This is a genomic window from Gemmatimonas phototrophica (assembly GCF_000695095.2).
In the GTDB taxonomy this organism is placed as follows: domain Bacteria; phylum Gemmatimonadota; class Gemmatimonadetes; order Gemmatimonadales; family Gemmatimonadaceae; genus Gemmatimonas; species Gemmatimonas phototrophica.
Map to the genome: position 1 here is coordinate 3045692 of NZ_CP011454.1, position 25376 is coordinate 3071067.

Below are 25376 nucleotides of genomic sequence, written 5' to 3' on the forward strand. Positions count from 1 at the left end.
CGTACTCAGCGAACAGGGACGACGAGTGGGGTCGTGCGAACGACACCCGGGGGCGGTACTTCGAATTCGGCACTCAGTTCGAACTGCGTCACATCTTTGCCATCCACAATGACGATCTCCGACTTGGCGAGTGTGACTTTCTGGATGAACGGCGAGCTTTCGAGCTGGCGCATGAACATCGTGAGGGCCTGGATATCGACCGTCTGGCCCACCACCCGGAATCCGAGCGGCGGATGCACATTGATCGTGTCCGCGGCCGCGGCTTCCGCGGCCTTCTTCTTGGCTGCGGCACCGGCGGCACCGACCGGTTCCGCAGCCGCCACGGTGTCAACGCCCGGCGGCAACGGAGCCTTGGTGGTCTGCTCCATGATGGTCAGCCACGTGTACGCCGGCAGCGCGCGACTTACTTCATCGAGGATGTGCGCCCAGTTGTAGCGGTTGTCATCGATGGTGCGGATGATCTGCAACTGGCGGATCACGGAGTCACGTTCGGCGGTGAGCTTCCGGCGTGCGGAGAGCACCTTGGCGTAGCGCGTCGAATCGCGGACCGCGCGCTCCATACGGCCTTCCACTTCCGTGGCGCGTGCACTCTGCGCGGTGAAGAGCAGACCGACGGTGGCGACGGCCACCACCACGGAGGCGGCAGCACCGAGGAGCCAGGGGTCCCGGATGTTCGAGCCGATCGCCCCGAAAGCGCCCGCAAGCGCGAAGCCGCCCGACGAACTCTTTCCCTTCTTCGAACCGGGCAGGAGGTTGATTTGCAGCATCATAGGTCGTTTCCTCGGGCGCTCAGGCGACGGCGCGAAGCGCGAGTCCCACCGGCAGCATCAGCAGCGGAGCGACTTCGTCGGTGGACAGGAACTCGAACGCGCCTTCGCGTACGGCCAGCTTGGCCAACGCATTGGCCGGCTGCACCGGAATGCGCAACCGATCGGACAGCCAGGGCAACAGTCCCGGCACGCGGGCCCCACCGCCGCACGCGTAGACGGCGCGGATGGTGCCGAAGTTGCGCTGGGAGGTGGACAGGAACGTGGCGGCCCGTTCCATCCCGATGGCGATTTCTTCGCCACGCATGGACACCACGCCGTCGAGCATGGGGTGACGGTCGTAGCCGCGCAGAAGATCTTCGGCGTCTTCGGCGCTCATGCCGTTCTCACGCTGCAGATCCTCACGGAAGCGGCGCGTGCCCACGCCGAGGTCGCGGGTCAGGATCGGCACACCTTCGTCGAGGATATTCAGGTTGGTGGCTTCGTTCCCGATGTTGAGCAGCGCAATCGTGCCGGTCAGTGCCTCGGGATAGTTGGCCTCGAATGCGTTGTGCAATGCAAAGGCGTCCACATCGATGACGGCTGGCGATGCCCCCGCCTCGGTCAGCAACGATTGCTTGGCTTCCACCAGATCGCGCTTGGCCGCCACGAGCAGCACGCTCATGTCGAGGCCGTCGCCGTCCGGATCGAGCACCTGGAAATCGAGTTCGACGGAGTCCATGTCGAAGGGCACGTGCTGCTCGGCTTCCCACCGCATGAGCTCACGCGCCTGCTGTTCCTTGACCCGCTCCATCTGAATCTTCTTGACGATGACATCGCGCCCGCCGACGGCGGCCACGATGTTCTTGGTTTTGGCCCCCGTTGCCGCAATGGTCTGGCGGATGGCATCGGCCACGATCCCGTGGTCCATGACTTCACCTTCAACGATTGCCGTGTCGTTGAGCGGGGTGATCACGACTTTCGCCAACTCGGGAACGGGGCCACTGTGGTCAATGACCACGGCCTTGACGAGCCCGGATCCAACATCGAGCCCGATAGTGAGTTTCTTCCGGCCGAAGAGCGCCATGGGACGGGGGGGTTGCACAGTGGTTTGCATTGTTCGTCCCGTGCCGATCGGCGGATCACGGGACAGATTGACCTGCCGAAAATCGGCGTGTCACCCTTGAAACGACCCGAGCCTCACGAGGTAACGCTCTCCGTAGGGCGTATGGCGGGTACGGGGGCCTACTTCGTGATAGTGGAGGCCCATGAACCGGCGACATCCGGTCGGCCCTTTTGACCGTTCGCACCTATGGCGCGAGGGGTTGCCAGAGTGAAAACGGCGTAACGCGAGGACGGGCGACGGTCGCCAGGGCCATTTGCACGGCGCATCGATCGAAGAAGATCCGGGTCTGGGTACCGAGGTGGGCGTGCCCTGTTACAGGGTCGGCACTCATGGCCGCTCCCTGTAGCTGCCATTGGGCGGCACGCGCGTCGATGTTCCCCCGGACAATCAGCAACCCTTCGATGGTCACGTTTCCGCGCAGCTCGAGGTCACCATCAATGACCAATAGCCCGCGCCATTGGGTAGGACCGTCCACGATGACCGGATGACCGGAGAGCCATAGCGCCTGCCATCCGTTTCTCTCGGGCAGGGGAGCGGGTGACGGGCCCCACGTCACGTGTTCCGCGCGAGCCCCCAGTGCGGGAAGGAGTATGGCCGCACTGTCCGCCACACGGCGCGCGGTCGTGTCGGGGAGCGGCGCCCCCGGCCAGTGGCCTGGCGGATCTCCAACGACCGCGAGGGCAGCCACAGCAGGTGTGCTCGCCGTATCGCGCGTCATGCCACAGGCACTCGTTGGCGTAGGGGTATCAGTGCCGGACAGCAGAGTGCCTTCGCCCCCGGAGACTTGCCCCGGCACGGCCAGCACGGCCCGCACGGGAACAGCGGGTGTGTGCAGCCAGACCGCGCGTATCAGCTCGCGCCGAATGCCGGACCAGCGGGCATTGCCCGCCATCTCATGACGGGTGTGCAGCCACGCCACGAAAGGGTGCGGACGACTCCAGGTGACGGTGACCGATTGTCCGAGCTGAGTAGTAACAGACCGCTGTACCTCGTGATGCAGCGGCCGCTGCCAGAGTGAATCATCGTCCCACTGCGCCAAGGCCATCGCTTCGGCCTCCTCTATGGCATTGGCTGCCGCGTCGCCACGCCCAGCGAGCGCGACGGCGCGCGCGTGATGCCACCCTTCGCTGGCGAGCGAGAAAACGAGCAGGCCAGCCGCGGCCAGTGCGATGAGGACAAAGGGAAGGACATACCCACGCGACGGCCGTTTCATGGAAGTGTGCGTCCCGGCGCGGAGGCCCTGAGCGCTATGGAGACTGAGGCGCTGTCACTTCGCCCCCCGTTGTACTGGCCCATGCGGCGAGGCATGCGGACGGTAAGATCGAGGCCGGCGATTGTGCGGGCGACACTGTCCTGAAGCGGTACGGGGGTCGCGACGGCTGCGCCGTTCGCGGAATGCGCCCGCAGCATCAGGCCGCCGCCCATCGGTGACGACAGGGGGCCAACGACAGGCTGCAAGCCATCCCACCCCGCGCCATCGCGACTGCGACGCCCCAGCCACCACGTCGAACCGCTCCGATAGTGCTCGAAGCGCACCTCGCGCGTCAGCAGCAGTGGGGTCCCAATGCCGGGTTCGATCAGGGAGTCGGCCAACTGCAGGCGCCATCGACGAACGGTGTGTTGTCCCATGCCGCATGAAGCGGGGGGCAGTACCTGTGGTGGGGCAGCCACCTGACGCGCGACAGCCTGTGGTGCGTCGCCGGGGACGTGAGTTGTTCGCCACCCCCGGAGCTGGTCGCCAGCCCGAATGGTGCTGACCCATCCACTGGGGGAACCGGCAGGCGTGGCCACTACCACCTCGGCAACACTGCCGCCGCACACCTCGAGGACTCCCAGATGACCGTGAAATTCGAGAAGTGTATCGGTGACCGTGACCAGATCGCGCCCGTCGAGCGGCGCCAGCTCGGTGGCAACCACCAACACCGCGTGGCGCAACGCACTGGCATTTGACAGCATGGAGTCCTGCGCCCGAGCCGTCCTCGCCACGCGGATCAGGATGGCGGTGGCGGCCACCGCCGCGAGGAGCGCCAGGGGCAAGGCGACGAGCAATTCGATCAGAGAGGTACCACGGCATCCACGCCTGGGCGGCCGGCGCTCCCGACGCACCGGAGGAGAGGAGGGAGTCATTCGCACCATCCGGCAATGCTGGCCCCGTGCGTGTATCGGCGCCCTCCTCCCCAGCCACTCGAACGCCAGTCGGCCGTTACGGCAAGGGCATGCAATCCGCTCGCATTCGTGGCGCTGGCCAGCAGAACCGTTCGTGGCCCGATGTCGCGGCGCCACATGCCGCCAATCGCGAGACATGGGGCCCGCAGCAGCGGGACCCGCAGTCGGGCACTTTCGCGCAGCACCAGATCACGTTGGCGTGCATTGTCCACGACCTGTGCGGAGGTGTTCGCAAGCAGCAGCACCAGGCTGCTGGCCCCTGATACCAACAGCAGCGAAACGAGGCATTCCACCAGCGCACGCCCTGAGCGCCCGCGGACCTTCTGTGAGGTGACATTGATTGGCATGGCGCCACGTTACATCACCCTCGGCGAACCTCCATCACCAGAATCGTGCGCGTGGGATCAATTCACCGCCGGCGAGGACTCGGGCGTCACGGCGCGCAGCCCACTGCCATGCAATGGCAACAGAATCACAAACGCAGCGCCCCCTTCGCGCGCCCGCTGCACCCAGATCGTGCCACCAAGATTTTCAATGGTGCTGGCGACGATCGCGAGCCCAAGCCCGGTGCCCTTCCCCGGTTGCTTGGTGGAGAAAAACGGCTCGAAAATGCGTTCGGCGTCTTCGGGCGCCACACCGGTCCCCGAGTCGGCCATGACCACCTGCAGAAACGTCGGGGGCGACTCCGGACGCGCCAGCCACGCCAGCGCGCGCTTGCTCGGGCGATGGGCCCATTTCTGGGGGAACGGGTCGGTACGACGCTTCTCGACACTGTCGCCGAACGACGCGTCGTTGATGCGCGACCGGATCACGATGTCGCCTTCACGATCCATCGCGTCCACCGCGTTGAGCATGAGGTTCACAAACACCTGCTCAAGATCGTGCCGTTCCGCGTACACCACGCCCGTCGGGGCCTCCAGTTCACGCGAAACCTTGAACCGGCGGGTAATCCCCTGATCGGCAAGCAACCGCAGGACATCCTCAATCACCTCATCCACCACGATGGGCTTGGGAGTGAGACGGCGGGGGCGCGCATAATCGAGCAGGCCACGCATGATCCGATCGATGCGTGTGATCTCGCGTTCAAGGGCGTCGATAGGCTCCGTTGTCCCCGCGACATCCTTGGTGCGCATGCGCAGCACATGCGCGTAGTTCGCAATGGCCGATACGGGGTTCCCGATTTCATGGGAGATGCCCGCGGCAATCCGTCCCATGGTGGCGAGCTTTTCCACGCGCATGCGGGACTGCGTGGCGGCGGCCATCTGCTCCGTCATGCGATTGATGCTCGACGCGAGCATGTTGAATTCGGCGGTGGTGGCCGGTGGCACCATGTTGGTGGCGTCTCCGCGCGCCATGGCATCGGCGGCGGCCACACAATGTTCCAGCGGCACCTCGATCAGCTCACCAACCTGACGTTGCAGGATACTGGCGGAGAGCAGCGCCACCAGAAAGACCAGCAGCACCACGATGGGCCACCGTACCGTTGCCGGCAACTGCTCGGTAAACCACATGGTGGTAATGATCGCAACGATCAGCCCCGCGCTGGCCGCGATCAATACGCGTTGCAGGCGGTCATGGATGCTTGGAAGGTTGGTGTCAGGCACTCGGGGAGGATGCGGTGCGCGACGCCGAAGAGCAACTGTTTTCTCACCGGCCCCGCATCTTCCGACCTACGGGAAACGGTGAAGGGGTCGGGCAATCGCCCGACCCCTTCGGTCATTATGCAGCGGAGTTGCGGCGACTGCTTAGCGGCAGGTCGCGCCGCCCGGCTCGCCTTCGGCCAGACCGGCGGGCGTCGAGGCACCGACGCCGATCACGCAGCTGGAACCCGCGGCGTTGGCATGCGCGGCGGAAGCCGCCCAGCCCGTGGCCGTCTGCGCCGTCATCGAGAGCGTCACGCCGGACGAACCGGTCGGCGCCGTGTAGCCAACATAGGTGTTGTTGTCCGAGAAGAACGCTTCGGCCGAGGAGACCATGTTCTTGAGGTCCGACTTCATGGCCGTGATGTACGCCTTCTTCTTCGTATCAGCGAACTTCGGGATCGCGATCGCGGCCAGGATGCCGATGATCACGACAACAATGAGGAGTTCGATGAGGGTGAAACCCTTGCGCGTCTTGTTCATAGTGTTCTCCAGTGGGGGGATTTTCGTCCGAGCCATCCTGGCTCTCGACACCCCAACCAATGGCAATGCGCGTACCACACCGCGAGACACATTCTAAAATATTATATTTCAATGTTTTAGCCATTTTTCCAGCTGACGCAATCGCTCCAATGGCTTGGTGTTCTGCAAAGGTTATTGCAGGGTGCAAGAGGACGCTGGTCCGCCTCCGTCCGGGACCCCGCAACCGCCGGGACCACGGCGATCGTGGCAGTGCCGTGGGTACTCGGAGTGGCCGGGGTGGTAAAGGCAAAGGGGCCGAGCTTTCGCCCGACCCCTCCCCCCAAATTGTGTTGCGTGGGCCTTGTTTCAGCGCTGCGCGCTTAGCGGCAGGTCGCGCCGCCCGGCTCGCCTTCGGCCAGACCGGCGGGCGTCGAGGCACCGACGCCGATCACGCAGCTGGAACCCGCGGCGTTGGCATGCGCGGCGGAAGCCGCCCAGCCCGTGGCCGTCTGCGCCGTCATCGAGAGCGTCACGCCGGACGAACCGGTCGGCGCCGTGTAGCCAACATAGGTGTTGTTGTCCGAGAAGAACGCTTCGGCCGAGGAGACCATGTTCTTGAGGTCCGACTTCATGGCCGTGATGTACGCCTTCTTCTTCGTATCAGCGAACTTCGGGATCGCGATCGCGGCCAGGATGCCGATGATCACGACAACAATGAGGAGTTCGATGAGGGTGAAACCCTTGCGCGTCTTGTTCATAATCTTCTCCAGTGGGGGTTGTCCGAGTGAGGCGCCGGTAGTGGCGGGCTGCTCGACGACATCGCTTAAGGCAATGGCCTTGCCACGACGGAGACCCCAATAAAAGTCGTTGCAGGACAACGAGTTACACCATTTCACTGCGCGCATCATCATTTTGATTCCGCCGCGTCCTGCGACAAATCGTGCAGCACGCGGCACTGCCGTATTCCCGTGATCAGTATGCCCGTGCCGGCAGTGTAACGGCGCCCGTCTTTCTGTGACGGGGATACAAAAACCGCTGTGCCATTACTGGCACAGCGGTTCGGCGTTCGCTCCGCCACCGGAGCTGATGGCGCAGGTATATCCCGGGATGGCCGTGTGGGTGGCAGTTGCGGTCCACCCTGTTGCCGTGCCGGTGAAGGTCAGTGTGATGCCGGCCGATCCCTGTGGAGGCGTAATGTTCGCGTAGCTGTTTTCGGAACTGAATCGCGTTTCGGCAATCATGGCCAGATTGTGCAGGTCCGACTTCATGGCGGCGATATAAGCGCGCCGCTTGGAGTCCCCGAATTTTGCAATGGCTATAGTGGCCAGGACCGCAATAATGACGACCACTGCCAACAACTCAATAATGGTAAATCCCCGGCGTCGGGCGCTCACAACATAGGACATCAGGCGTCTCCGTAGCGCGCCAATTTGCGGTAAAGGGTGGACGGATCAATTCCCAGCATGTCGGCGGCGCGACTCTTGTTTCCTCCCTCATTCTGGAGCACCCACTGAATATACGCGCGCTCGATCGCTTCCAGCGTTGGTGTCACCGGTGTCCGCTCGCTGACCAACGGCTCGGCGCGGCGCGCAGTCACCCGCTCGGGCAGGGCCTCTACGCGGATGGTGTCGCCGGCCGACAGAATCACGGCGCGTTCCAAGGCATTCTCGAGTTCACGCACATTGCCCGGCCAGGCGTAGGCCATCAACGCGTCAAGGGTCTCGTCGGCAAGCACCTTGGGAGCCTCATGACGTGCCAGTGCGGAGCGCGCGAGGAAACTCTCCGCCAACAACGGAATGTCGTCCGTACGTTGCCGCAGGGGTGGCAGGTGCACCGCAATCACATTCAGGCGATAAAAGAGGTCCGCACGGAATGCCCCCCGCTTGATCTCCTCTTCCAGATCGCGGTTGGTGGCGGCAAGCACGCGAGTATTGACGGCGATGGACTCCGTGGCCCCAACCGGGATGACTTCGCGCTGCTGCAGTACCCGCAGCAGTTTCACCTGGGTGGATGGCGTCGTTTCGCCGATTTCGTCCAGGAAGAAGGTGCCATCCGCCGACGCGGCAAAGAGCCCGGTCTTGTCCTTCACGGCACCGGTAAAGGAGCCTTTCACGTGCCCGAACAGTTCACTTTCCAGCAGTGATTCCGGAAGGGCGCCACAGTTGATGGAGAGAAAGCTGTGATCCACGCGCGCACTGAGATCGTGGATATAGCGAGCAATGACTTCCTTACCCGTACCCGATTCACCGGTGATGAGGACCGTGGAATCGGTGGGGGCCACCGTTTCCGCCAGCCGCAGGACCTCGACCCAGCTTTTGCTGCGCCCAATGGGCCGGCTGGCATCGCTCTTGTCGCGGCGGCGGATCTCCTGCTTGAGGGAGTGGTTCTCTACTCGCAACCGCCGGTGTTCGGCGGCACGGCGGAGAATGGCCACCAGTTCGTCGTTCCGAAACGGCTTCTGGATGTAATAGAACGCCCCTTCGTTCACCGCCTGCATGGCCGACTGCAACGTGGCCTGCGCCGTCATCAGAATGACCGGCAGATCAGGATCCACCTGCCGGGCATGGCTCAACAGCTGCACGCCCGTGATGTCGGGCATGCGCACGTCGGTCAGCACGATGTCCGGGCGCAATTCATCAATCTTTTCGATGCCCTGTTTCCCCCCGTGCGCCGTGTACGGGATGAATCCTTCGGTCTTGAGCAGAATGCGGAGCGACTCGAGAATCCCCGATTCGTCGTCAACAATGAGCACGCGGGGCGCGCCCTCGTGTACAGATGCTACGGTCACGCGATGACTCCAGACGGGTTGGAACTGATGGCCGGGGATACGGGCGGCGTAGCCGGCGTTACGGGGAGCACCACGGAGAACCGGGTGCCTTTGGGAAGTCGGTCAACCAGCACGACACCGCGATGCGCTTCCACGGCCCGGTGGACGACGGGGAGCCCCAAGCCGGTGCCCCCGACTTTGCCGCTCACAAATGGTTCGAACAGTCGATCCTTGAGCTCTTCGGGAATGCCAGGACCATCGTCCGTTACGGTGATCGCTACCAGCGCCCCCGTCACCGCGACGGAGGAGCCATCCACGCCTTCCGGCGCTCGGCGATCCACTTCCACAAACACATGTCCCTCGGTGCCCACCGCCTGAATGGCGTTGAGCACGAGGTTGAACACCGCACGGTGCAACAGATCTTCGTCGCCCATGAGTCGGGGCAGGTCGGAGGCAACATCGACCTGGACCTGCACACCAGGACCGCGATCTGGGTGGGCCGCCGCCAGCATGGCCGCCGTATGCGTCAACGCTCCCACATCCAGCGACTCAAGCCGCATGACCCGCGTACGGGCAAAGTCCAGAAAATCGGCCAAGAGGCGACTCAAACGATCGGCTTCCCGTACGATGAGGCCGTGCAGGATCGCTTCGTCGTCGTCTTCCCCAGCAGGTGCCGGGGCGTACCGACGGGCCAGCTGTTCGGTGGCGCTGCGAATGGACGCCAGCGGATTGCGGATCTCGTGAGCCAGTGACGCGCTGAGTTCCGCCACCGCCTGGAGCCGTTCCGCCCGGATATGCAGCGCCTGAATGCGCTTGCTGTCGGAAATGTCCTGAAAGATCGCCGTGGCGGTGACGCTGCCATCTGGTCGCGTACCATCGGCAACGGTCGTCGTCACGCCAATCTCGAACTCCTCGCCATTGCGTCGGATGATCCCTTCGGCACGCGTGGTACGGATGCCGTCACGGGCGCTGCGCTCTAACAGGTCTGCCAGTTGCGGGGAGACCTGAATCAGCGTGGGCAGCAGCGGCTTACCGGTAAATGCTCGCAGTTCGAGCCCCAGCAACTCCGTGGCCGCCGGATTGGCGTACAGCAGGCGCCCTTGCGCATCAACGGTCAGAATGCCCGAACGAATGGTCCGGAGGATCTCCGCTGCCTCCAACTGCACTTTGACCAGTTGGGCAGCCAGTGCCTCGCGCCCGGTGCCAGCCTGACGCAGCCGCAGGGCCAGATAGCCGGATCCTACCGCGACCACGGCAAAAACGGAGAGCTGCACCCCGACCCCAGCAAATGGGGTGCCTGTCCCAGGGCGTAGCCAGAGGACATCCAGCGAGTACAGCACGCACGCCGAGGCTGCCACAACAAGCCCGCCCCGGAAGGGGAGGAGGAGCGAGGCGCTGGCAATCACCAGGATGTACAAGGCCGCAAACTGGGAGCTCCACCCGCCGGTGATGTGCACCACGGCGGTAACCAGCAGGAGGTCCAGCGCACACTGGCCGGCATAAAACGCGACCCCCAATGGGCGGCGCCGTTCGAACTCGGCGTAGAGGGCCGACACCACCGTGGCGAGCGTGGCCATGGCAAAGGCGAGCGTCGCCACCAGAGTATCCGCCGGAGCCGCCTGATTCCAAACGAAGACCGCGGCCACCAGGATCGCACACGCCAGAACAACACGCGCGAGCCACACCCAGCGGAGCATCCGCCGGGGCTCGAGCATCTCCTGAATGGGGTCCTGCGGAAACGCGGGGGTATATCGCACGCGGAAAAGGAGACCAGAGTCGTGCAGATTGCAACAGGGCCAAGCGCCCTTTAGGTATTGCAGATTGCACTACCCTGACGAATCAGCCGTCCGCCCGTTTCCTTTGGGTCATGCTTGTTGAAACCCCGTTGTCCTCCGAACCCGAGCTGACCGCCGCCACCATTGTGGTCCGGCTCCTGTTCGTGCTGTTCCTGGTATTGCTCAATGCGTTCTTCGTGGCCGCCGAGTTTGCGCTGGTGGCCGTGCGCCGCAGCCGCATTGACCAAATGGCGGCCGAAGGTGACCGCAGTGCCGTGGTGGTGCAGAAGGCCCTGTCCCAGCTGGACCGGTACATCTCCGGAACCCAGCTTGGCATTACGCTGGCGTCGCTGGCTCTGGGCTGGATTGGTGAGCCGGCGGTGGCGGTGGTCGTGGACAAGGTGCTGGCACAGGTCGGCATTGCCCCGGCCCCGGGAGCCGTACACACCGGCGCCGGCATTGCCATGGCCTTTCTCGTCATCACCTTCCTCCACATCGTGCTGGGGGAGCTGGCGCCCAAGTCCATTGCCTTGGCCAAGCCTGAGTCGGTGAGCCGTTGGGTGGTGCGCCCACTCATGCTCTTTTCACGCGTCATGTCGCCGTTCATTGCCATGCTGAACGGCACCGCCAATCGCATGTTGCGGGTCGTTGGCGTTGAGCCGGTATCCGAAGGCGAGCACGTTCACAGCCCGGAAGAATTGCGGCTGCTGGTCATGCAGGCGCGAGCACACGGCACGCTGGACGAATCCGACTCGGCGATGCTGGCCGGCGTGTTTGACTTTCACAACAAGCGGGCCGTGGATGTCATGCGCCCCCGCACGGATATGGTGGCGATTGCCGAAGACGTGGAGCTCGAGGAACTGATCGAGACGCTGCGACGCGAACGCTATTCACGGTATCCGGTGTATCGAGAGACGGCCGACGATATTGTCGGGGTGTTTCTGGCCAAGGATTTCTGGTTGGCCGAACATCCGGAAACGTTTTTGTTGCGCGAACACCTGCGCGAACCCCTGTTCGTCCCGGCGACTCGCGGAGCGGAGCGGGTATTGGATGACTTGCGCCGGACGCGGGCCCATCTGGCCGTGGTACTCGATGAATACGGCGGAACGGCCGGCATCGTGACCATGGAGGATCTGGTCGAAGAAGTTGTGGGCGACATTGCCGACGAGTACGATCCGCTGTCGCGGGATGCTCTCTTGTTTGACGGCGTGCTCGAGCTGGCCGGATCGATGTCGCTGGTGGATGTGCGTTCCGATCACAAACTGCCCATTCCGGAGGGCGACTGGAGCACGCTGGGCGGGTACGCCTTTGCGGCATTAGGGCGATTACCGCGGGTTGGTGATCGTGTGACGTATCCCGGCGGCGAACTGGAAGTCGTGGCCATGGACGGCCGTCGGGTAGCGGCGCTCCGCGTGCACCGTCGCGCGGACACGGCAATCGCGGGGCATTCATGATGCCGTTGGTACGATGCCGCCGCTGGCCAACGCGGTGGGTAGCCGTCGTCGCGCTGACGGGCTTGGCGGCCTGCGGTGCGTCGGCCGAACGTATCGCGCGCAACGATGGGACGGCGGCAGTAGCGATGGGACAGGACACCGTGGGGCCAGCCGCCCCCGACGGCGCACCGGCGAGTGCCTTTCCTGAGCCGAAGCGCGACGTGGCGGACATTGTCGCGCCACGATGGACCGATGAAGATGCCCGGGATGATGCCGGCGAATTCAACACGGTGGTCAAGCTGGCCGGTATTCGTGCCGGTCAGGCGGTGGCCGATATAGGCGCCGGCGACGGCTACTACGTAGCGCGACTGTCGCCACTGGTTGGTGCGAGCGGCGTGGTGTACGGACAGGATATCGTGCCGGACTACCTGGGCTTGCTGCAGCGCCGGGTGCGTCGCGACGGTTTGCGAAACGTGCGCGTGGTGCTGGGCGAGGCGCACGATCCGCGCCTGCCGGCCGGCAGCGTGGACGTTGCCATCATGATTCATATGTACCACGAGATTACGCAGCCCTTTGCGTTGCTCTGGAACCTCGCCACGGCCATGCGCCCCGGTGGCACACTGGTCATACTCGACCTTGAGCGTCCCACGTTCGGACACGGGACGCCGCCTTCGTTGCTTCGCTGTGAACTGGAGCGGGTCGGCTACACGCAACTCACATTCACCCGGACGGGCCCGGAAGAATACGTTGCCATCTACTCAGCGCCCGACAGTTCAGCACGCCCCACGCCTGCCGCGCTGTCGGCGTCGCTGGCGGACACCCCGTGTCGCACGTCATGACTGCGTCCGACGAAGTGCTGGAGGTTGCTCCGGGAGTACAGATCCCCTTGGCGGAGCTACAGATCACGGCGATTTCGGGTGGCGGCCCGGGCGGTCAGCACGTGAACAAGAGCGCCACGCGCATTGCCGTGCAGTGGAACCTGCGCACCACGCGCGCCTTGCGTGATGATCAGCGGGCGTGGGTCCTCGACAAGCTGTCGTCGCGACTGGATACCGACGGCGCGCTCCGGATTGTGGCCGGCGAATACCGGAGCCAGCAGCAGAACCGCCGGGCCGCACTGGAGCGACTGCAGCAACTGGTGGCCCGCGCCCTCATTGTGCCACGGGCGCGGAAGGCCACCAGACCAACGCGTGGTTCCGTTCTGGATCGACTGACGTCAAAGAAACAGCGATCGGCAACCAAACAGCAGCGGCGCCGGCCTCAGGACGACTGATCCGCCTCTCGTCTCAGAACGCGATGAAGTTGACGCCAATGTAGTACGTGATGAAATCGGCGCGCCCGCGGACCGGCACGGGGGTGGCATTGCTTTCGTAGGCCTGCTTCACGCGATCCGCCGTCAGGTAGCGGACGTCATCATGGCGCAGGAATCGCGCCCCGAGGTCCAGCCGTACGGGGGTATTGCCATTGGATACCCTGAAATAGCCACCCACGGCACCGCCGTACGCCCAGACGGCGTCGCTGGAATTGGTGGTGCTGGCAAACGGATCGGCATTCTGCGAGCCCTCAACCGAGCTCTCCGTCCAGAAGACCGAGAAGCCACCGAGAGCTGTGGCATACGGGGTGAACACCCCGGTGGGACCGAGCAACTGCGGGCCCACCACCACGGTGGCAATATTGCTGGTGGTCCGCAGGTCGAGCTGAATGAGCCCACCAGTTCCGGCCAACGGAATACGCCGCCGGTTGTTGGCGTACGAGATGAACGAGAAATCGCCCCGCAGGTTGAGGATCTTATTGTCGTCGAGGGCGCCGAGGATATACCCCCCCAGCCCGAAGCCATTGTTGGTATTGGCGGCGAAGTCCCCTTTGGGCTCGGTCACCTGGAGATGAATGCCAACCGACCCCCGACCGGACGGGCGATTCACGGGACCGGCATCCTGGGCCACGAGGGCCGCAGGAAGACTCATGACGGTTGCCGCCGCAGCGGCCAGCAGAAGTGAAGTACGCATACTGAGCTATACGCCGTAGCTCCCGGAAGGTGTCACCGCTATTGTCTCCAGTACGTCGCGGCAAGCTTAGCGGGCGGGCACCTTGAATCCCGACCGAAGTCTTCGTATTTGTTCGGCTTATGCTCAGGAACCTGTCGCGCCCGTTGTTCTGGGGAATCGTGCTCGCCATTGGCGTGCTCGTCGCGGCGTGGCGTCCCCTGGAGGCCCAGGGAGAAACGCGGTCCGGGCAGGTGCAACTCCAGGCCGCGGTGCTGGTCCCGCTGGTACTGCCCGGAGAAGCCCCGGCGACGCTGAGCTCATGGCAGCACACCGACCACTGCCCGGCCCATCTCTCCGCCCTGGGAGCCCGTCATCATCGCGGGCCGTCGTGGCATCGTGGCACCGGGCGTCGCTCGCAGCGCGGATGCAGCGACCTGCTATTGTCACCATCCCGTGCGGGAAGCATTCCCGCCACTGACCCGTTGTATTTGCAGCGAACGGCGTGGCACCTCGTGCCCCGCCCGCCGGTACATGGTACGGGTCAGCTTGCGGCTCCGCCGCGCGCGCCCCCGCGCTGAACTGAAGAACCGCTGGACACCGTTTCGGGTCCCATGGCGCCGCGCTCCGCGGGCCGTGTGCTCCGAGGCACGCGTTCGCTCCTTCCAGAGAGCGTGTGCCCTGCTCTTCCTCAGTCCTTGAATTGCACGCATGTCGGCTCAATCAACCCGCGTTAATCAACTCATCTCTGAATCGCTCGGACTGGATGTCGAGCAGTCACGCTGGCGCGCGTTGACGCGTCAGGTTTCGGCTCAGGATCCGCTGTCCGAACGCCTGCGTTCCATTGGGGGCGCCGTTGATATCGGCTATCTCGACCGGTCGCTGTCGCCGGCCGAGATCCGCTCGGCGATTGATCAGAAGCAGTTGCCCCTCGTGCTGCTGTGCAGCAATGGTGAGGATGCCATTGTGTTGCGTAGCGGTGAGGGGAAGATCGGCGTCACGGCGCACGTGGTCACGCGCGACGGTACCGAGACGGTGGTCGCAGATACCCCTGACCAGCTCACCGAAGAGGTCGTGCGTCGCCTGGGGCATGCGTCGAACATTCCGGCGTTGGCGCCCATGGCGTTACGGTCGGCCACCGCGGCCCGTGGTGACGGGGCGCCGCACAGCCCGATCGGCCTGGCGCACGATCATCATGGGGATGAGCATCGCTCCCCGGTCGATCGGACCTTCGCGCTCATGGCGCGCGAGAAGCGGGAGATTCTCACGGTCTTCTTCTACGCGACTCTGGCCGGTGGGTTGAGTCTCATTCTGCCGCTCGCCGTTGGCGGCATTGTCCAGCTGGTGCAGGGGCGCCTGTTTCTGCAACCCGTAGTCGTTCTGATTTCGTTTGTGGTGCTGGGAACGATTGTGGCGGGCGTGCTGCAGATCGGCATTCTCAAGGTGGTGGAGCGCATCCAGCAGCGTGTCTTCGCACGCATGGCGCTCGAGTTTGCCTTTCGCGTGCCGCGCATGAAGTACTCGGCATCGTTGGAGCAGAATCTGCCGGAGCAGATGAATCGACTGTTTGAAGCCGTTGCCATTCAAAAGGGCGTGCAGAAGCTGCTAATCGATGTGCCCACGGCGCTGCTGACGGTCATGTTCGGCCTCATTCTGCTCACCGTGTACAGCCCGTGGTTCTCGCTGTTTGCCGTGGCGGTGCTCTTCATCCTGTATCTGATCATCCGCTGGACGGGCCCGGAAGGGCTGCAGACGTCGATTGTGGAGTCGAAGTACAAGTACAAGGCCGTGCACTGGCTCGAGGAGATTGCCCGCGCGTTTCATGCCTTCAAGTACGCCGGCGATTCAACGCTGCCGGTGGAGCGCATGGATGACGTGATCACGGGCTATTTGAAGTACCGCAAAAAACACTTCGCCGTGCTGGTGAAGCAGACCATTGCGCTCATTGGCTTCAAGACCTTCATCACCGCCGCGGTGCTGATCATCGGGGCCACGCTGGTGCAGACCAACCGTCTGCTGCTGGGGCAATTCGTGGCCGCCGAAGTGGTTATCGTGACCGTGCTGGCGGGCGTGGAAAAGCTGATCACCAGCCTGGCCACGGTGTATGATGTCCTCACCTCCGTCGACAAATCCGGGCACGTGGCGGATCTGCCGTTGGAAGGGCGTGGCGGGCTGGCCCCGCTGCACACCCCAGGCACGGGCGTGTCCATTGAGACCCGTGATCTGTCGTACCGTTATCCGGGAGCCGCCACGACCATCGTGAATGGCGTGACGCTGCGCATTCTGCCGGGCGAGCGGGTGGGGATCATGGGCGTGGATGGTTCCGGGCGGAGTACGCTGCTCAAACTGCTGGCCGGTTTGGTGGACGACTACGACGGCACGATCCGTTTCGATGGCATCACGCTGCGTGACATTGACCGTCCGGCGTTGCGGTCCCGTATCGGCCAGATGTTGTCATGGACCGATCTGTTTGATGGCACGATTGAAGAAAACGTGAGCGTGGGCCGCGCCCATATCACGCCGCGGGACGTGCAGGAGGCGCTCGAGGACCTGCAGCTTACCGACGAAATTCAGCATCTGCCGCAGGGCATTCAGACCGAGCTGACGAACAGTGCGCGCAACCTCCCGGCGCATCTGGCCAACAAGCTGCTGGTGGCGCAGGGCATCGTGGGCAAACCCCGACTGGTCGTCTTCGACGATTTCTTCCAGAACCTCGATGCCGCGTCGCGCTCGCTCATCATTCGTCTGCTGACGAATCGCGAACGCCCCTGGACGGTCCTGGCCGTGTCGCACGACCCGATGCTGCTGTCCGCATTTGACCGGGTGATTGTGGTGCACGAAGGCCAGGTGGTGCGCGAAGGGCGCTTTGAAGCCCTGCGCAGCGATCCCATCTGCCAGATGCTCATGCACGATTTTGTGCACGAATCCCCCAAGACCAGCGGAGACTGACCCATGGCCACCTCCGATATCGATATCGAACGCGAGCTCAAGAACCTTCCGCTCGAAACCACCACGTTGCTCGGCAAAGCCGACAGCGGCCGGATTGTGTCACGGTGGCTCATTGGCATCATCGTCGTCCTCGTGCTCATCCTGTTCCTGCCGTGGCAGCAGAACGTGCAGGGCACAGGGAACATCACGGCGCTCAGTCCGTCCGACCGTCCGCAGCAGTTGCAAACCCGGATCGATGGTCGGATTGAGGCGTGGTATGTGGCCGAAGGGCAGTACGTCAAAAAGGGCGACTCCATCGTCCTCATTTCGGAAATCAAGGAGGAGTACCTCAATCCGAATGTGCTGTCGCTGACACAGCAGCAGCAGGATGCCAAGCAGAGCGCCATTGGCGAGAAGCTCAACAAGGCCACGGCGCTGGAGCAGCTGATTACGCAGTTGGAGCAGCAGCGCGAATTCAAGCTGCAACAGACGCGCAACAAGCTGCTGCAGTATCAGGCGGAAGTCCGGCAGGCGACCCTTGAGGACTCGGTGGCGCGGGATCAGTTGCGCCGTCGCGAGCGGCTCTTCCGGGATACGCTGGGATTGGTCTCGGTGAACGACCTGCAGACGTTTCAGGTGCGCGTGCAGTCCGCGGCCGCCAAGCTGGTCGAGAAGCAGCAGATGCTGGCCATTACCCAGACGGACATCGAAAGCATTCCGGCCGAATACGGTGAAAAAATTGCCAAGGCGAGTTCGGATCGGGCTGCCACACTCTCCGAGGTCAGTGAAGGGCGTTCGGAGGTGGCGAAACTGAAGGACAAGGTCGGGTCGATCACCATTCGCAACGGGTTCTACGTGATCAAGGCCCCACAGGATGGCTATGTGGTGCGGGCCACGCGTGCCGGCCAGGGCGAAATCGTGAAGTCGGGAGAGCCCATTGTCACGGTGCAGCCTGCCCGTCCCAGCAAGGCGGTCGAGTTGTACGTGCGCCCGATGGACGTGGCGCTGCTCAAGCCGGGTCGCCATGTCCGCGTATTCTTTGACGGCTGGCCAGCGCTTCAGATCTCCGGGTGGCCGCAGGTGGCGGTTGGCACCTTTGGTGCGCAGGTGGCCGTCATCGACCAGTTCCCGAGTTCCGACGGTCGTTTCCGCGTCTTGCTGGTGCCGGACACGACCCATGATGAGCCGTGGCCGGCGCAATTGCGTCTTGGCACCGGTGCGGAAGGGTGGGCCATGTTGGACAACGTGACGGTGGGTTGGGAAATCTGGCGTCAGTTGAATGGCTTCCCGCTGTCGATCAAGCCGGGGGATGCGTTGCCGGGCGAAGCGGTGGCGGGTGACAAGGGCAAGGGTGATGGAGGGAAGAAGTGATGAGGCGGCTTGTCTACGCCGCCTTCCTTCCGCCACTGCTTCTTCTCGATGTTCGCCCCCTGCCGGGTCAGGGTACGCCCCCGCGCGATAGTGCGCGGCTGCGCACCAGCGCCCTCGTCGGGACCGTGGTGGACACGGTCGGGATGCCGTTTCCCTTTCCCGCGTTCGTTGATGTGGTGCTGGCCAATCATCCGGTAGCCGCTCAGGCTCGCCTGGTGGCCGAACAGGCGCGGGCGGAATTGCGACAGGCGTGGGGGGCCTTTGACCCCAAGCTGGTGGCAACGTGGGATCAGAAGCGCTTTGGCGGCACCGAGTACTTCAAGTACTTCGATGCGGAGATGAAGATTCCGCTTCCCATCGGGGCCGATGTGACGCTCGCCTTCGATCGTACGATGGGCCGCTATTTCAATCCGGATCGTCGCACCACCGGCAACGGCACCTTTTCGGCAGGGATCTCGCTGCCGCTGGGCCAACGCATCATTACCGATGAACGGCGGACGGCGCTGCAACAGGCTCGGGCAGCCCGAGACGCCGGTGACGCCGAGCGCATCGGGATTCTGAACAAACTCCTGTTTTCGGCGGCCAAAGACTACGGCGTCTGGTACGAAACGTGGCGACGTCGGGCAATCGCTCAGGAAGGGGAGGCGCTCGCGGACTTCCGGCTCCAGGCCGTACGACAGCGGGTGGCCAACGGCGAAAGTGCGCCAATCGATACCATCGAAGCGCTGCTGGAGCTGCAGCGTCGCCAGGTGACCCGCTACGAGACCGATGCCTCGTTTTACGTGTCGACGCTGAACCTCACGGCGTATGTGTGGGACAGCGAGGGTCGGCCAGCGGCCCTGCCCGGAGATGCCAAACCGGTGCTGGACGGTGTAGGACGTGGCGGGCTCGACTCCACCCGTCTTGATGCCCTGATCGACGTTGCCACCCGCCGCAATCCGGACCTGCTCAAGGTGCAGGCCAAGGTGAAGCAGGCGGAGGCGGAGCGTCTGCTGGCCACGCAAGGCATGATTCCGCTGGCCGAAGCCAAACTGGCCGGCTTGGCGGAGCGCGGTGGTGACGACGCATTCTTTGACCGTTCACGTCTGGACAACAACTACAAGGCGGGGTTGTCGGTCAGCACGCCGTTGTTGTTCCTCAAGGAAACCGGAAAATTTGCGGCCACCGGGGCAAAACTCGAGTTCCAGCAATACGAGCGCGATCGTTTGCGGCGGGACATCGAGTTTGATGCGCGGGCGGCCATTTTCGACCTCGCCAATCTGGAGCGGCTGCTGGAGCGCCAGTCGGCGAACGTACGCAATGCGCGTCTCTTGCGGGATGCTGAGCAGATCCGGTTTGAGAACGGCGAAAGCACCCTGCTGATTCTGAATCTGCGGGAGCGCCTGGTGCTGGACGAGGCCGGCAAGCTGGCGGCGCTCGAGGGGAAGGTTGCGGCGGCCCGGGGGGCTCTGGCATTGGCAACCGGCGACCGAACGCTCCTGACAATTCCGCGCTAAGTTTATCCGTATGGCTGACAAGTATTTTGACGAAGACCCCGAGTTCTCCGGCGAACTCGATGAAGACTTCAACGACGACGCGTTACTCGATGACGACGAGGATGACGAGGCGGACGGCGACGGCGTGGCCGATCTGTCCGGCCTCGTCCACTGTCCGTATTGTGGCGAGTCGGTAGAGATCTCCCTCGACCCCGGATCCGGGGCCAACCAACAGTACATCGAAGACTGTCAGGTGTGCTGCCGACCGTGGCTGGTGTCGGTGAGCTATGACGAGGATGGGACGGCCCATGTCTTTGTGGACGCCAGCGACGACCACGATAGCGATGACTGATCCGCGCACTCCTACGGCAGACGACGTACGCCGTCTGCTTGGAGAGGCGCTCCGTCGTCCGGCCCAGGAAGGCGCACGGCTGATGGCGCTGCACTGGCTGCACCAACTGGTGGCGGCGCGGGAGTTGTGGGAGGCCTCGCAACGGAATCCGGCGAGCGATGTGCGCGGACGTGAGGTTGAGACGCGCGACGTAACCAGCGACGCTCTGCACAAGGCGCGCGTGGCGTTGCGTCGTTTGCGCGCAACCTTGCGTGAGAACGACCGCGTGCTGGATGGCGCGGTGGATCGACGGTTGTTGCGGGCGCTCAGCCGCCTGGGCCAGGCCACCAATGCTGTACGTGATGCCGATGTGCAGCGCGCGTGGCTGGAAACCGAGGAAGAGCGGCTTCCTGAAGGCGCGCGTGACGAAGCGCGGCGCCTGCGGGCGTGGCTGGACGAGCGTACATCGCACGCCACCGAAGATGTGGGCGGCGCGTTTGCCGCCTATCTCGATCCCATCGAAGATCGGTTGTTTGCCCGGCTCGGCAGCTATCAGCTGCAGCGACGTGTGGGTGTGGAATCCACCCCCATGCCGTTCGCGCGACACCTCGCCACGCGCGTTGGGCGCGCCGAGAACCGCCTGCGGCGGGACATTGGACGCATCACGGATGTCTCGTCGCAGGACGCGATGCACGGCGTGCGTATTCGCCTCAAGCGTCAGCGAGCCTTGCTTGCGCCGTTTGCCCGCTCACGCCCGGCCATTGGGGCCTGGTTTGATCTGGCCACGCGAGGGCAGGATGTGCTGGGAGCCATTCGGGACGCCGACCTGCTGGCGCGCCGCGCCCGAAAGGCCGGATTGCACGTGCTCGGTCAGGCCCTTGCGGACAATGTGCTCGCGCACTTTGCCGTGTTTCAGCAGGACTGGTGTGAACGACTGGATGACGTAATGCGCACCATGGAGGCGGCGGTCAACAGTCTGCGGGGCGAAGGGATGCCCATGTCGTCCAACGGCCTGCCCATGGAGATTGAACGCAAGTTTCTATTGCGCAGCTGTCCGCCGGCGGCCCGCACCGTCCCCCCTATACGCATTGAACAGGGGTGGATCCCGGGACAGGCACTACGCGAACGGTTGCGCCGTAGCACAGCGCCCGATGGCAGTGTGACCTGCTGGCGAACGGTAAAGCTGGGGCCTGCCGAGGCACGGGTCGAGGTGGAAGAGGTTACGCCTCCGGAGATCTTTGATGCCATGTGGGGAATCACGCGGAGCGCTCGAGTACGCAAGGATCGTTATGTGGTGCCTCACGGTGCGCACACCTGGGAGATCGACGTTTTCCTCGACCGGGACCTCGTGCTCGCCGAAGTGGAGCTTGGTGATGTGCACGAAGCCATCACGTTGCCACCGTGGCTCGCCCCGTATCTGGAGCGCGATGTGACAGGCGAACCGGCCTACTTCAATGCAGTCCTCGCCCGCCCCGAGTCATAACGTGAGTATGCTCGTTTCACTGGCGCCATTGCGCGATCGCCGCGAACGCGTGGTGGGGTATGCGGTGAGCGCGCACCCTGAAGCGGTTCGCGGAGAAGTGCTGGGGCCGGACGAAGAAGCGCGCCAGACGGTGGACATGGTGCCGCAACTGAGTCGCATGGTGGGACGCAGCCTCGTGGTGCCGGTCACCCCCGCCGTGGTGCGCGAAGGGGCGATCACTCGCTTTGCCTCGGTGGATGCCGTCTGGCTGGTGGCCACGGAGGCGCTGGACGACCCCGTCACCCGACGCGCTGTTGACCGGTTGATCGGAGCGGGGTTCCACTTTGCTCTGCATGGATATCCGGAAGGCGAACCGCTCCCGCCGTCATTGGCAGGCAGCATCATTGTCCTCGATGCGGCACGGACAGCGCCAGCCGCACTGGAAGGCCGCATTCGGTCGCTGACTGCCGCCGGGCTCCGGCCTTTGGTGCGGGGCGTTGACGATCGCGTCACCCGTCAGCGTGTGCTGGCTGCCGGCGTGCCGATGATTGCAGGAAGACAGCTCACTCGCGGCGCGGCCGTGGCGCCCGATCGCACCACGGAAGACAGCATCCTGCGCGCCATCACGATGCTGGCTGCCTTCAGTGACGGACGGCCCCCCGATGCCGCCTTCGATGCGTTTGTCCGCGACGACCCGCATGTGGCCGCGTCGCTGCTGAAGGCCATGGCCTCGGCCGCCCTCGGCGTGCGCGGGCCGCGCAGCGTCTCCCACGCACTGACGATGCTGGGGCGTGATGCCATTATCGAACGGCTGGTGGCCGTAACGGCACGGCTCATTGGCGAAGCCGCACAGGATCAGGAGTTGGGATTTGCGGCACTGCGGCGGGCCCGCCTGTGCGAGCGCATTGGCACGGCCCTCGATACTGCGCCGCATCCGCGAGCGCGGGTCGTGGCCGGTTTGCTCTCCACGCTGGAATTTGCGCTCGCCAGCCCCGCCCCCGTGCTGGCCCAGCGCATGGCCCTGCCGCCGCAATTGCGCGACGTGCTGGATGGACGGGCGCAGCCCCTGGGGCAGTTGCTGGATGTAGTAGACGCCATGGAGTATGGCTGGTGGGATGACATGACCGCCCGCTGCCAGCGCCTGAGCATTCGCCCCCGCGTGGTGGCGGATGCATGGCTGGACAGCTGGAAAATGGCGCGCGATGAACTCGGGCTGGCCCGTCCAGACTTCACCTAGCGAAACAGACGGGAACAGCGGGTACATTTGGGCATGCCACAATCCGCCCGTGAATATCTGAGGCACCGCTTTCGCGGTGATGCCGACGCGCTCCGCGAGCGCGTGACGGCGATGCAGCGCGGCAGCAAGCTGCCAGGCCCCGACGCCGCCACGTCACGAAAAATGGCCGATGCCTGTGAGGATGTGGTGACGATGCTGGACAGCGTTGCCGCGCACGAGGACGCAGCTGCTGAACTGGTGGGGATCGTGGCGCTGGTGCCGCAACTGGAACAGAAGGCACGCGATACGGCCACGTTGCCGCCGGTACGGGCGGTGTACGCAGGAGCGGCGACACGCATTCGCGAAGTGCAGGATGCCGAGGCGACGGCTAGCCACGCCGACGATGCGCCTGACGCGGACGACGATGCGTTGGGTGAGGAAAGCGAGGACGACTTCGACGGCGACGCGGACGACTTCATTGATGATGATGACCTCGCGGACTGACGAGGACGCCCCCGGCAAGGTCCGCGTAGACAAGTGGCTCTGGGCTGCGCGCTTCTTCAAGACGCGCGCGTTGGCGGCCGAGGCGATTGACGGCGGCAAGGTTGATGTGAACGGCGATCGTGCGAAGCGCGCCAAACAGCTCCAGGTGGGCGACGAGGTTCGGCTGCGGCAGGGGCCGGTGGAATGGGTCGTGATTGTGCGCGACGTGCAGGGGCGTCGCGGGTCGGCCGAGATTGCGCGTGGGCTGTACGACGAAACCGACGAAGGACGTCGGAAACGCGAAATCGTGACGGAACAGCTGAAGTCGATGCCAACGGCCTTCTCACATGGTGACAGCAAGCCCGGCAAACGGGATCGTCGGGCGCTGCGGCGACTGAAAGGGGACGGCGGTTGAGTCGCACAGGCGACCCCAGCACTTCATGAAAGTCGTTTCACAGTGCTAACGCTTCGGTTTTTTCGCGTTACTATGGCTTTGGCAATTAGCCGTTGGACCTAATCGAGCGTTGTTGTGTGCCTCGGCGTATCGACCGGTCCCGTACCTCCCCTCCCCCTGTTTCTCGTATGCGGATCCTCGTCATCGAAGATGATCGGCTGGTTGCCGATCTGATGCGCCAGGTATTGATGGACGATGGGTACGCGGTGGACGTAGCGCCGGCCGCGGAAGATGGCCAGAAGCTCGCCCTCGCGACGCCCTACGACGCCATCGTCCTTGATCTCGAACTGCCCGATCGCAACGGGTTGTCGGTACTGCAGAACTTGCGTCGCGAAGGCACCACCACCCCCATTGTGGTCGCCACAGCCCACGACACCACGGCGGATGTGGTGCGCGCCCTGGATGCCGGCGCCGACGATTATCTCCAGAAGCCGTTTGCCAACGAAGTGCTCGCGGCCCGTGTGCGCGCGGCCATTCGTCGTGGTGGTGCACGGTCCATGGAGAAAGTGCAGGTTGGGGATCTCACCCTGCACCGCGTGAACCACGAAGTGCAGTGCCAGGGCAAGCCCGTGAACCTCACGGCGCGTCAGTATGCGCTGCTGGAGTTCCTGGCCATGCGGGCCGGTGAAACCGTCACCCGCCCCATTCTGCTGGAGCACGTGTGGCACTTGCAGTTTGATCCGGGCTCGAACGTCGTGGACGTGCACGTGGCCCAGTTGCGCAAGCGTCTGCGTGAATCGGGGAGCGCCGTGGACATTCGTACGGTGCGCGGCGAAGGCTACGCGCTCGAGGTCCCCTGACCAACCCGCGCCGTGTCCCCCACGACACGGCGCTATAATTCCGGTCACGACAGCGCCCGGCGCACGATGTCCTCCATCGTGTCGTCGGGCGTCGTGGCATGCACGACGTGCGTGCCTGTGCTGTGCGAGGGAAGCGCCGCCAACGTCTGCATGGCCTCGCGGTAGCGCCCAGCCTCTGCCCCGGCAATCACAACGGCGGCAGGTGAATGCGCGAGGCACTTGGCCAGTTCAGCCTGCCGACTGGCCATGCGCACGTCCACGTCGTGCACGCGCAGCGCCGCCGCAACGGCGGTGCGCCACACACGATTGGTGGAGTAGACAACAATCATGCCGAAGGAATGGCCGCTATGGCGGAGATCTCGACGCGGATGCCACGCAGCTGCGCCCCGACCACGGCACGCGTCGGGAATGGTGCACTGAACACGGTGCGGTACACCTGATCGAACGTCCCCCAATCGTTTTCGTCGGCCAGGTAGACCGTGACACTCACGACGTCGGTAAGCGAGGCGCCACCGGCGCGCAGAATGCGTTCGAGGTTCGCGAGTGTCACCCGGGTCTGTTCTTCGACGGTCGTCCCTTCAATCTGACCGGTGGCCGGATTGCGTGGCGTCTGACCGGAAACAAACAGCAGTGACGAATTATTTGCGGTGCGCACGCCGGGAGAGTAGGCTCCCGCAGGCGCTGGGAGCTCCGGCAATGGGACGGGCGTCCAGTGGCGGGTCGCCGATTCGTGTGATTCGTGGTGTGACATTCTCTGGC

Annotated in this window: 27 protein-coding genes; 13 read left to right on the forward strand and 14 right to left on the reverse strand. The window is 64.1% G+C overall.

Annotated features, from left to right (window positions below; all coding sequences use genetic code 11):
* Positions 1 to 5: 5 nt before the first annotated feature.
* The 11 genes from GEMMAAP_RS12890 to GEMMAAP_RS12940 all read right to left on the reverse strand — a co-directional run bounded on the left by GEMMAAP_RS12890 (position 6) and on the right by GEMMAAP_RS12940 (position 10664).
* A complete protein-coding gene (locus GEMMAAP_RS12890; RefSeq protein ID WP_026849450.1) occupies positions 6 to 770 on the reverse strand; it encodes a PilN domain-containing protein in 765 nt (254 codons plus the stop codon).
* Between the two features lie 19 nt (positions 771 to 789).
* Positions 790 to 1851 (reverse strand): type IV pilus assembly protein PilM, encoded by a 1062-nt coding sequence (gene pilM / locus GEMMAAP_RS12895; RefSeq protein ID WP_158514851.1) that lies wholly within the window; start codon positions 1849 to 1851, stop codon positions 790 to 792.
* 205 nt (positions 1852 to 2056) lie between these two features.
* Positions 2057 to 3085 (reverse strand): hypothetical protein, encoded by a 1029-nt coding sequence (locus GEMMAAP_RS12900; RefSeq protein ID WP_026849448.1) that lies wholly within the window; start codon positions 3083 to 3085, stop codon positions 2057 to 2059.
* Positions 3082 to 3909 carry a hypothetical protein gene (locus tag GEMMAAP_RS12905; RefSeq protein WP_026849447.1) on the reverse strand — a complete coding sequence of 276 codons (828 nt, stop codon included), beginning with the start codon at positions 3907 to 3909 and terminating at the stop codon, positions 3082 to 3084. The genes GEMMAAP_RS12900 and GEMMAAP_RS12905 overlap by 4 nt, the downstream gene beginning before the upstream one ends.
* 86 nt (positions 3910 to 3995) lie before the next feature.
* Positions 3996 to 4385, reverse strand: coding sequence for a hypothetical protein (locus tag GEMMAAP_RS12910; RefSeq protein ID WP_026849446.1), 390 nt, complete (start codon positions 4383 to 4385; stop codon positions 3996 to 3998).
* A 57-nt stretch (positions 4386 to 4442) separates the two neighbouring features.
* The gene (locus GEMMAAP_RS12915) at positions 4443 to 5642 is read right to left on the reverse strand and encodes a HAMP domain-containing sensor histidine kinase (RefSeq protein WP_026849445.1); all 1200 of its coding nucleotides are present in this window, start codon (positions 5640 to 5642) and stop codon (positions 4443 to 4445) included.
* A gap of 141 nt (positions 5643 to 5783) precedes the next feature.
* Positions 5784 to 6161: a type IV pilin protein gene (locus GEMMAAP_RS21070; RefSeq protein ID WP_075071511.1), complete on the reverse strand. Its 378-nt coding sequence runs from the start codon at positions 6159 to 6161 to the stop codon at positions 5784 to 5786.
* A gap of 359 nt (positions 6162 to 6520) precedes the next feature.
* Positions 6521 to 7051, reverse strand: coding sequence for a type IV pilin protein (locus GEMMAAP_RS21075; RefSeq protein ID WP_274519021.1), 531 nt, complete (start codon positions 7049 to 7051; stop codon positions 6521 to 6523).
* A gap of 132 nt (positions 7052 to 7183) precedes the next feature.
* A complete protein-coding gene (locus GEMMAAP_RS12930) occupies positions 7184 to 7546 on the reverse strand; it encodes a type IV pilin protein (protein WP_043580637.1) in 363 nt (120 codons plus the stop codon).
* Complete coding sequence (locus tag GEMMAAP_RS12935) at positions 7546 to 8928, reverse strand: sigma-54-dependent transcriptional regulator (RefSeq protein WP_043580635.1); 1383 nt, start codon at positions 8926 to 8928, stop codon at positions 7546 to 7548. Before GEMMAAP_RS12935 ends, GEMMAAP_RS12930 begins: the two co-directional genes overlap by 1 nt.
* Positions 8925 to 10664, reverse strand: a complete 1740-nt coding sequence (locus GEMMAAP_RS12940) for a two-component system sensor histidine kinase NtrB (RefSeq protein ID WP_026849443.1) — start codon at positions 10662 to 10664, stop codon at positions 8925 to 8927. Before GEMMAAP_RS12940 ends, GEMMAAP_RS12935 begins: the two co-directional genes overlap by 4 nt.
* A 110-nt stretch (positions 10665 to 10774) precedes the next feature.
* Here GEMMAAP_RS12940 and GEMMAAP_RS20315 point away from each other — a divergent pair, with 110 nt between their 5' ends.
* The 3 genes from GEMMAAP_RS20315 to arfB are packed head-to-tail and all read left to right on the forward strand — an operon-like array spanning position 10775 to position 13388.
* A complete protein-coding gene (locus tag GEMMAAP_RS20315; RefSeq protein ID WP_053334044.1) occupies positions 10775 to 12136 on the forward strand; it encodes a hemolysin family protein in 1362 nt (453 codons plus the stop codon).
* On the forward strand, positions 12133 to 12954 hold the full coding sequence (locus GEMMAAP_RS12950) for a class I SAM-dependent methyltransferase (protein WP_202969132.1): 822 nt from the start codon (positions 12133 to 12135) through the stop codon (positions 12952 to 12954). The genes GEMMAAP_RS20315 and GEMMAAP_RS12950 overlap by 4 nt, the downstream gene beginning before the upstream one ends.
* Positions 12951 to 13388 carry an alternative ribosome rescue aminoacyl-tRNA hydrolase ArfB gene (gene arfB / locus GEMMAAP_RS12955; protein WP_043580633.1) on the forward strand — a complete coding sequence of 146 codons (438 nt, stop codon included), beginning with the start codon at positions 12951 to 12953 and terminating at the stop codon, positions 13386 to 13388. Before GEMMAAP_RS12950 ends, arfB begins: the two co-directional genes overlap by 4 nt.
* 13 nt (positions 13389 to 13401) lie before the next feature.
* Here arfB and GEMMAAP_RS12960 read toward each other — a convergent pair whose 3' ends face one another.
* Positions 13402 to 14121 carry a hypothetical protein gene (locus GEMMAAP_RS12960; protein ID WP_043580631.1) on the reverse strand — a complete coding sequence of 240 codons (720 nt, stop codon included), beginning with the start codon at positions 14119 to 14121 and terminating at the stop codon, positions 13402 to 13404.
* A gap of 119 nt (positions 14122 to 14240) precedes the next feature.
* On the opposite strand from GEMMAAP_RS12960, the gene GEMMAAP_RS12965 reads away from it, so the two are divergent.
* The 10 genes from GEMMAAP_RS12965 (at position 14241) to GEMMAAP_RS13010 (ending at position 24617) form a co-directional block, all read left to right on the forward strand.
* On the forward strand, positions 14241 to 14678 hold the full coding sequence (locus GEMMAAP_RS12965) for a hypothetical protein (RefSeq protein WP_026849439.1): 438 nt from the start codon (positions 14241 to 14243) through the stop codon (positions 14676 to 14678).
* A 130-nt stretch (positions 14679 to 14808) separates the two neighbouring features.
* Positions 14809 to 17046, forward strand: a complete 2238-nt coding sequence (locus GEMMAAP_RS12970) for a peptidase domain-containing ABC transporter (RefSeq protein ID WP_053334043.1) — start codon at positions 14809 to 14811, stop codon at positions 17044 to 17046.
* A gap of 3 nt (positions 17047 to 17049) precedes the next feature.
* Positions 17050 to 18396: an HlyD family secretion protein gene (locus GEMMAAP_RS12975; RefSeq protein WP_053334042.1), complete on the forward strand. Its 1347-nt coding sequence runs from the start codon at positions 17050 to 17052 to the stop codon at positions 18394 to 18396.
* A complete protein-coding gene (locus tag GEMMAAP_RS12980) occupies positions 18396 to 19892 on the forward strand; it encodes a TolC family protein (protein ID WP_026849438.1) in 1497 nt (498 codons plus the stop codon). Before GEMMAAP_RS12975 ends, GEMMAAP_RS12980 begins: the two co-directional genes overlap by 1 nt.
* A gap of 10 nt (positions 19893 to 19902) precedes the next feature.
* Positions 19903 to 20223, forward strand: a complete 321-nt coding sequence (locus GEMMAAP_RS21240; protein WP_082821300.1) for a CPXCG motif-containing cysteine-rich protein — start codon at positions 19903 to 19905, stop codon at positions 20221 to 20223.
* Complete coding sequence (locus GEMMAAP_RS12990) at positions 20216 to 21685, forward strand: CHAD domain-containing protein (protein WP_053334041.1); 1470 nt, start codon at positions 20216 to 20218, stop codon at positions 21683 to 21685. The genes GEMMAAP_RS21240 and GEMMAAP_RS12990 overlap by 8 nt, the downstream gene beginning before the upstream one ends.
* A gap of 7 nt (positions 21686 to 21692) precedes the next feature.
* Entirely contained in the window at positions 21693 to 22901 is a 1209-nt protein-coding gene (locus tag GEMMAAP_RS12995; protein ID WP_026849436.1) for an HDOD domain-containing protein, read from the forward strand.
* 33 nt (positions 22902 to 22934) lie between these two features.
* Complete coding sequence (locus GEMMAAP_RS13000; RefSeq protein WP_026849435.1) at positions 22935 to 23384, forward strand: hypothetical protein; 450 nt, start codon at positions 22935 to 22937, stop codon at positions 23382 to 23384.
* A complete protein-coding gene (locus GEMMAAP_RS13005) occupies positions 23362 to 23778 on the forward strand; it encodes an RNA-binding S4 domain-containing protein (RefSeq protein WP_202969133.1) in 417 nt (138 codons plus the stop codon). Before GEMMAAP_RS13000 ends, GEMMAAP_RS13005 begins: the two co-directional genes overlap by 23 nt.
* Before the next feature lie 167 nt (positions 23779 to 23945).
* Positions 23946 to 24617, forward strand: a complete 672-nt coding sequence (locus tag GEMMAAP_RS13010) for a response regulator transcription factor (RefSeq protein ID WP_026849433.1) — start codon at positions 23946 to 23948, stop codon at positions 24615 to 24617.
* A 44-nt stretch (positions 24618 to 24661) separates the two neighbouring features.
* On the opposite strand, the gene GEMMAAP_RS13015 is transcribed toward GEMMAAP_RS13010, so the two are convergent.
* Entirely contained in the window at positions 24662 to 24946 is a 285-nt protein-coding gene (locus tag GEMMAAP_RS13015; protein ID WP_026849432.1) for a hypothetical protein, read from the reverse strand.
* Positions 24943 to 25368, reverse strand: a complete 426-nt coding sequence (locus GEMMAAP_RS13020; RefSeq protein WP_075071513.1) for a RidA family protein — start codon at positions 25366 to 25368, stop codon at positions 24943 to 24945. Before GEMMAAP_RS13020 ends, GEMMAAP_RS13015 begins: the two co-directional genes overlap by 4 nt.
* Positions 25369 to 25376: the final 8 nt, after the last annotated feature.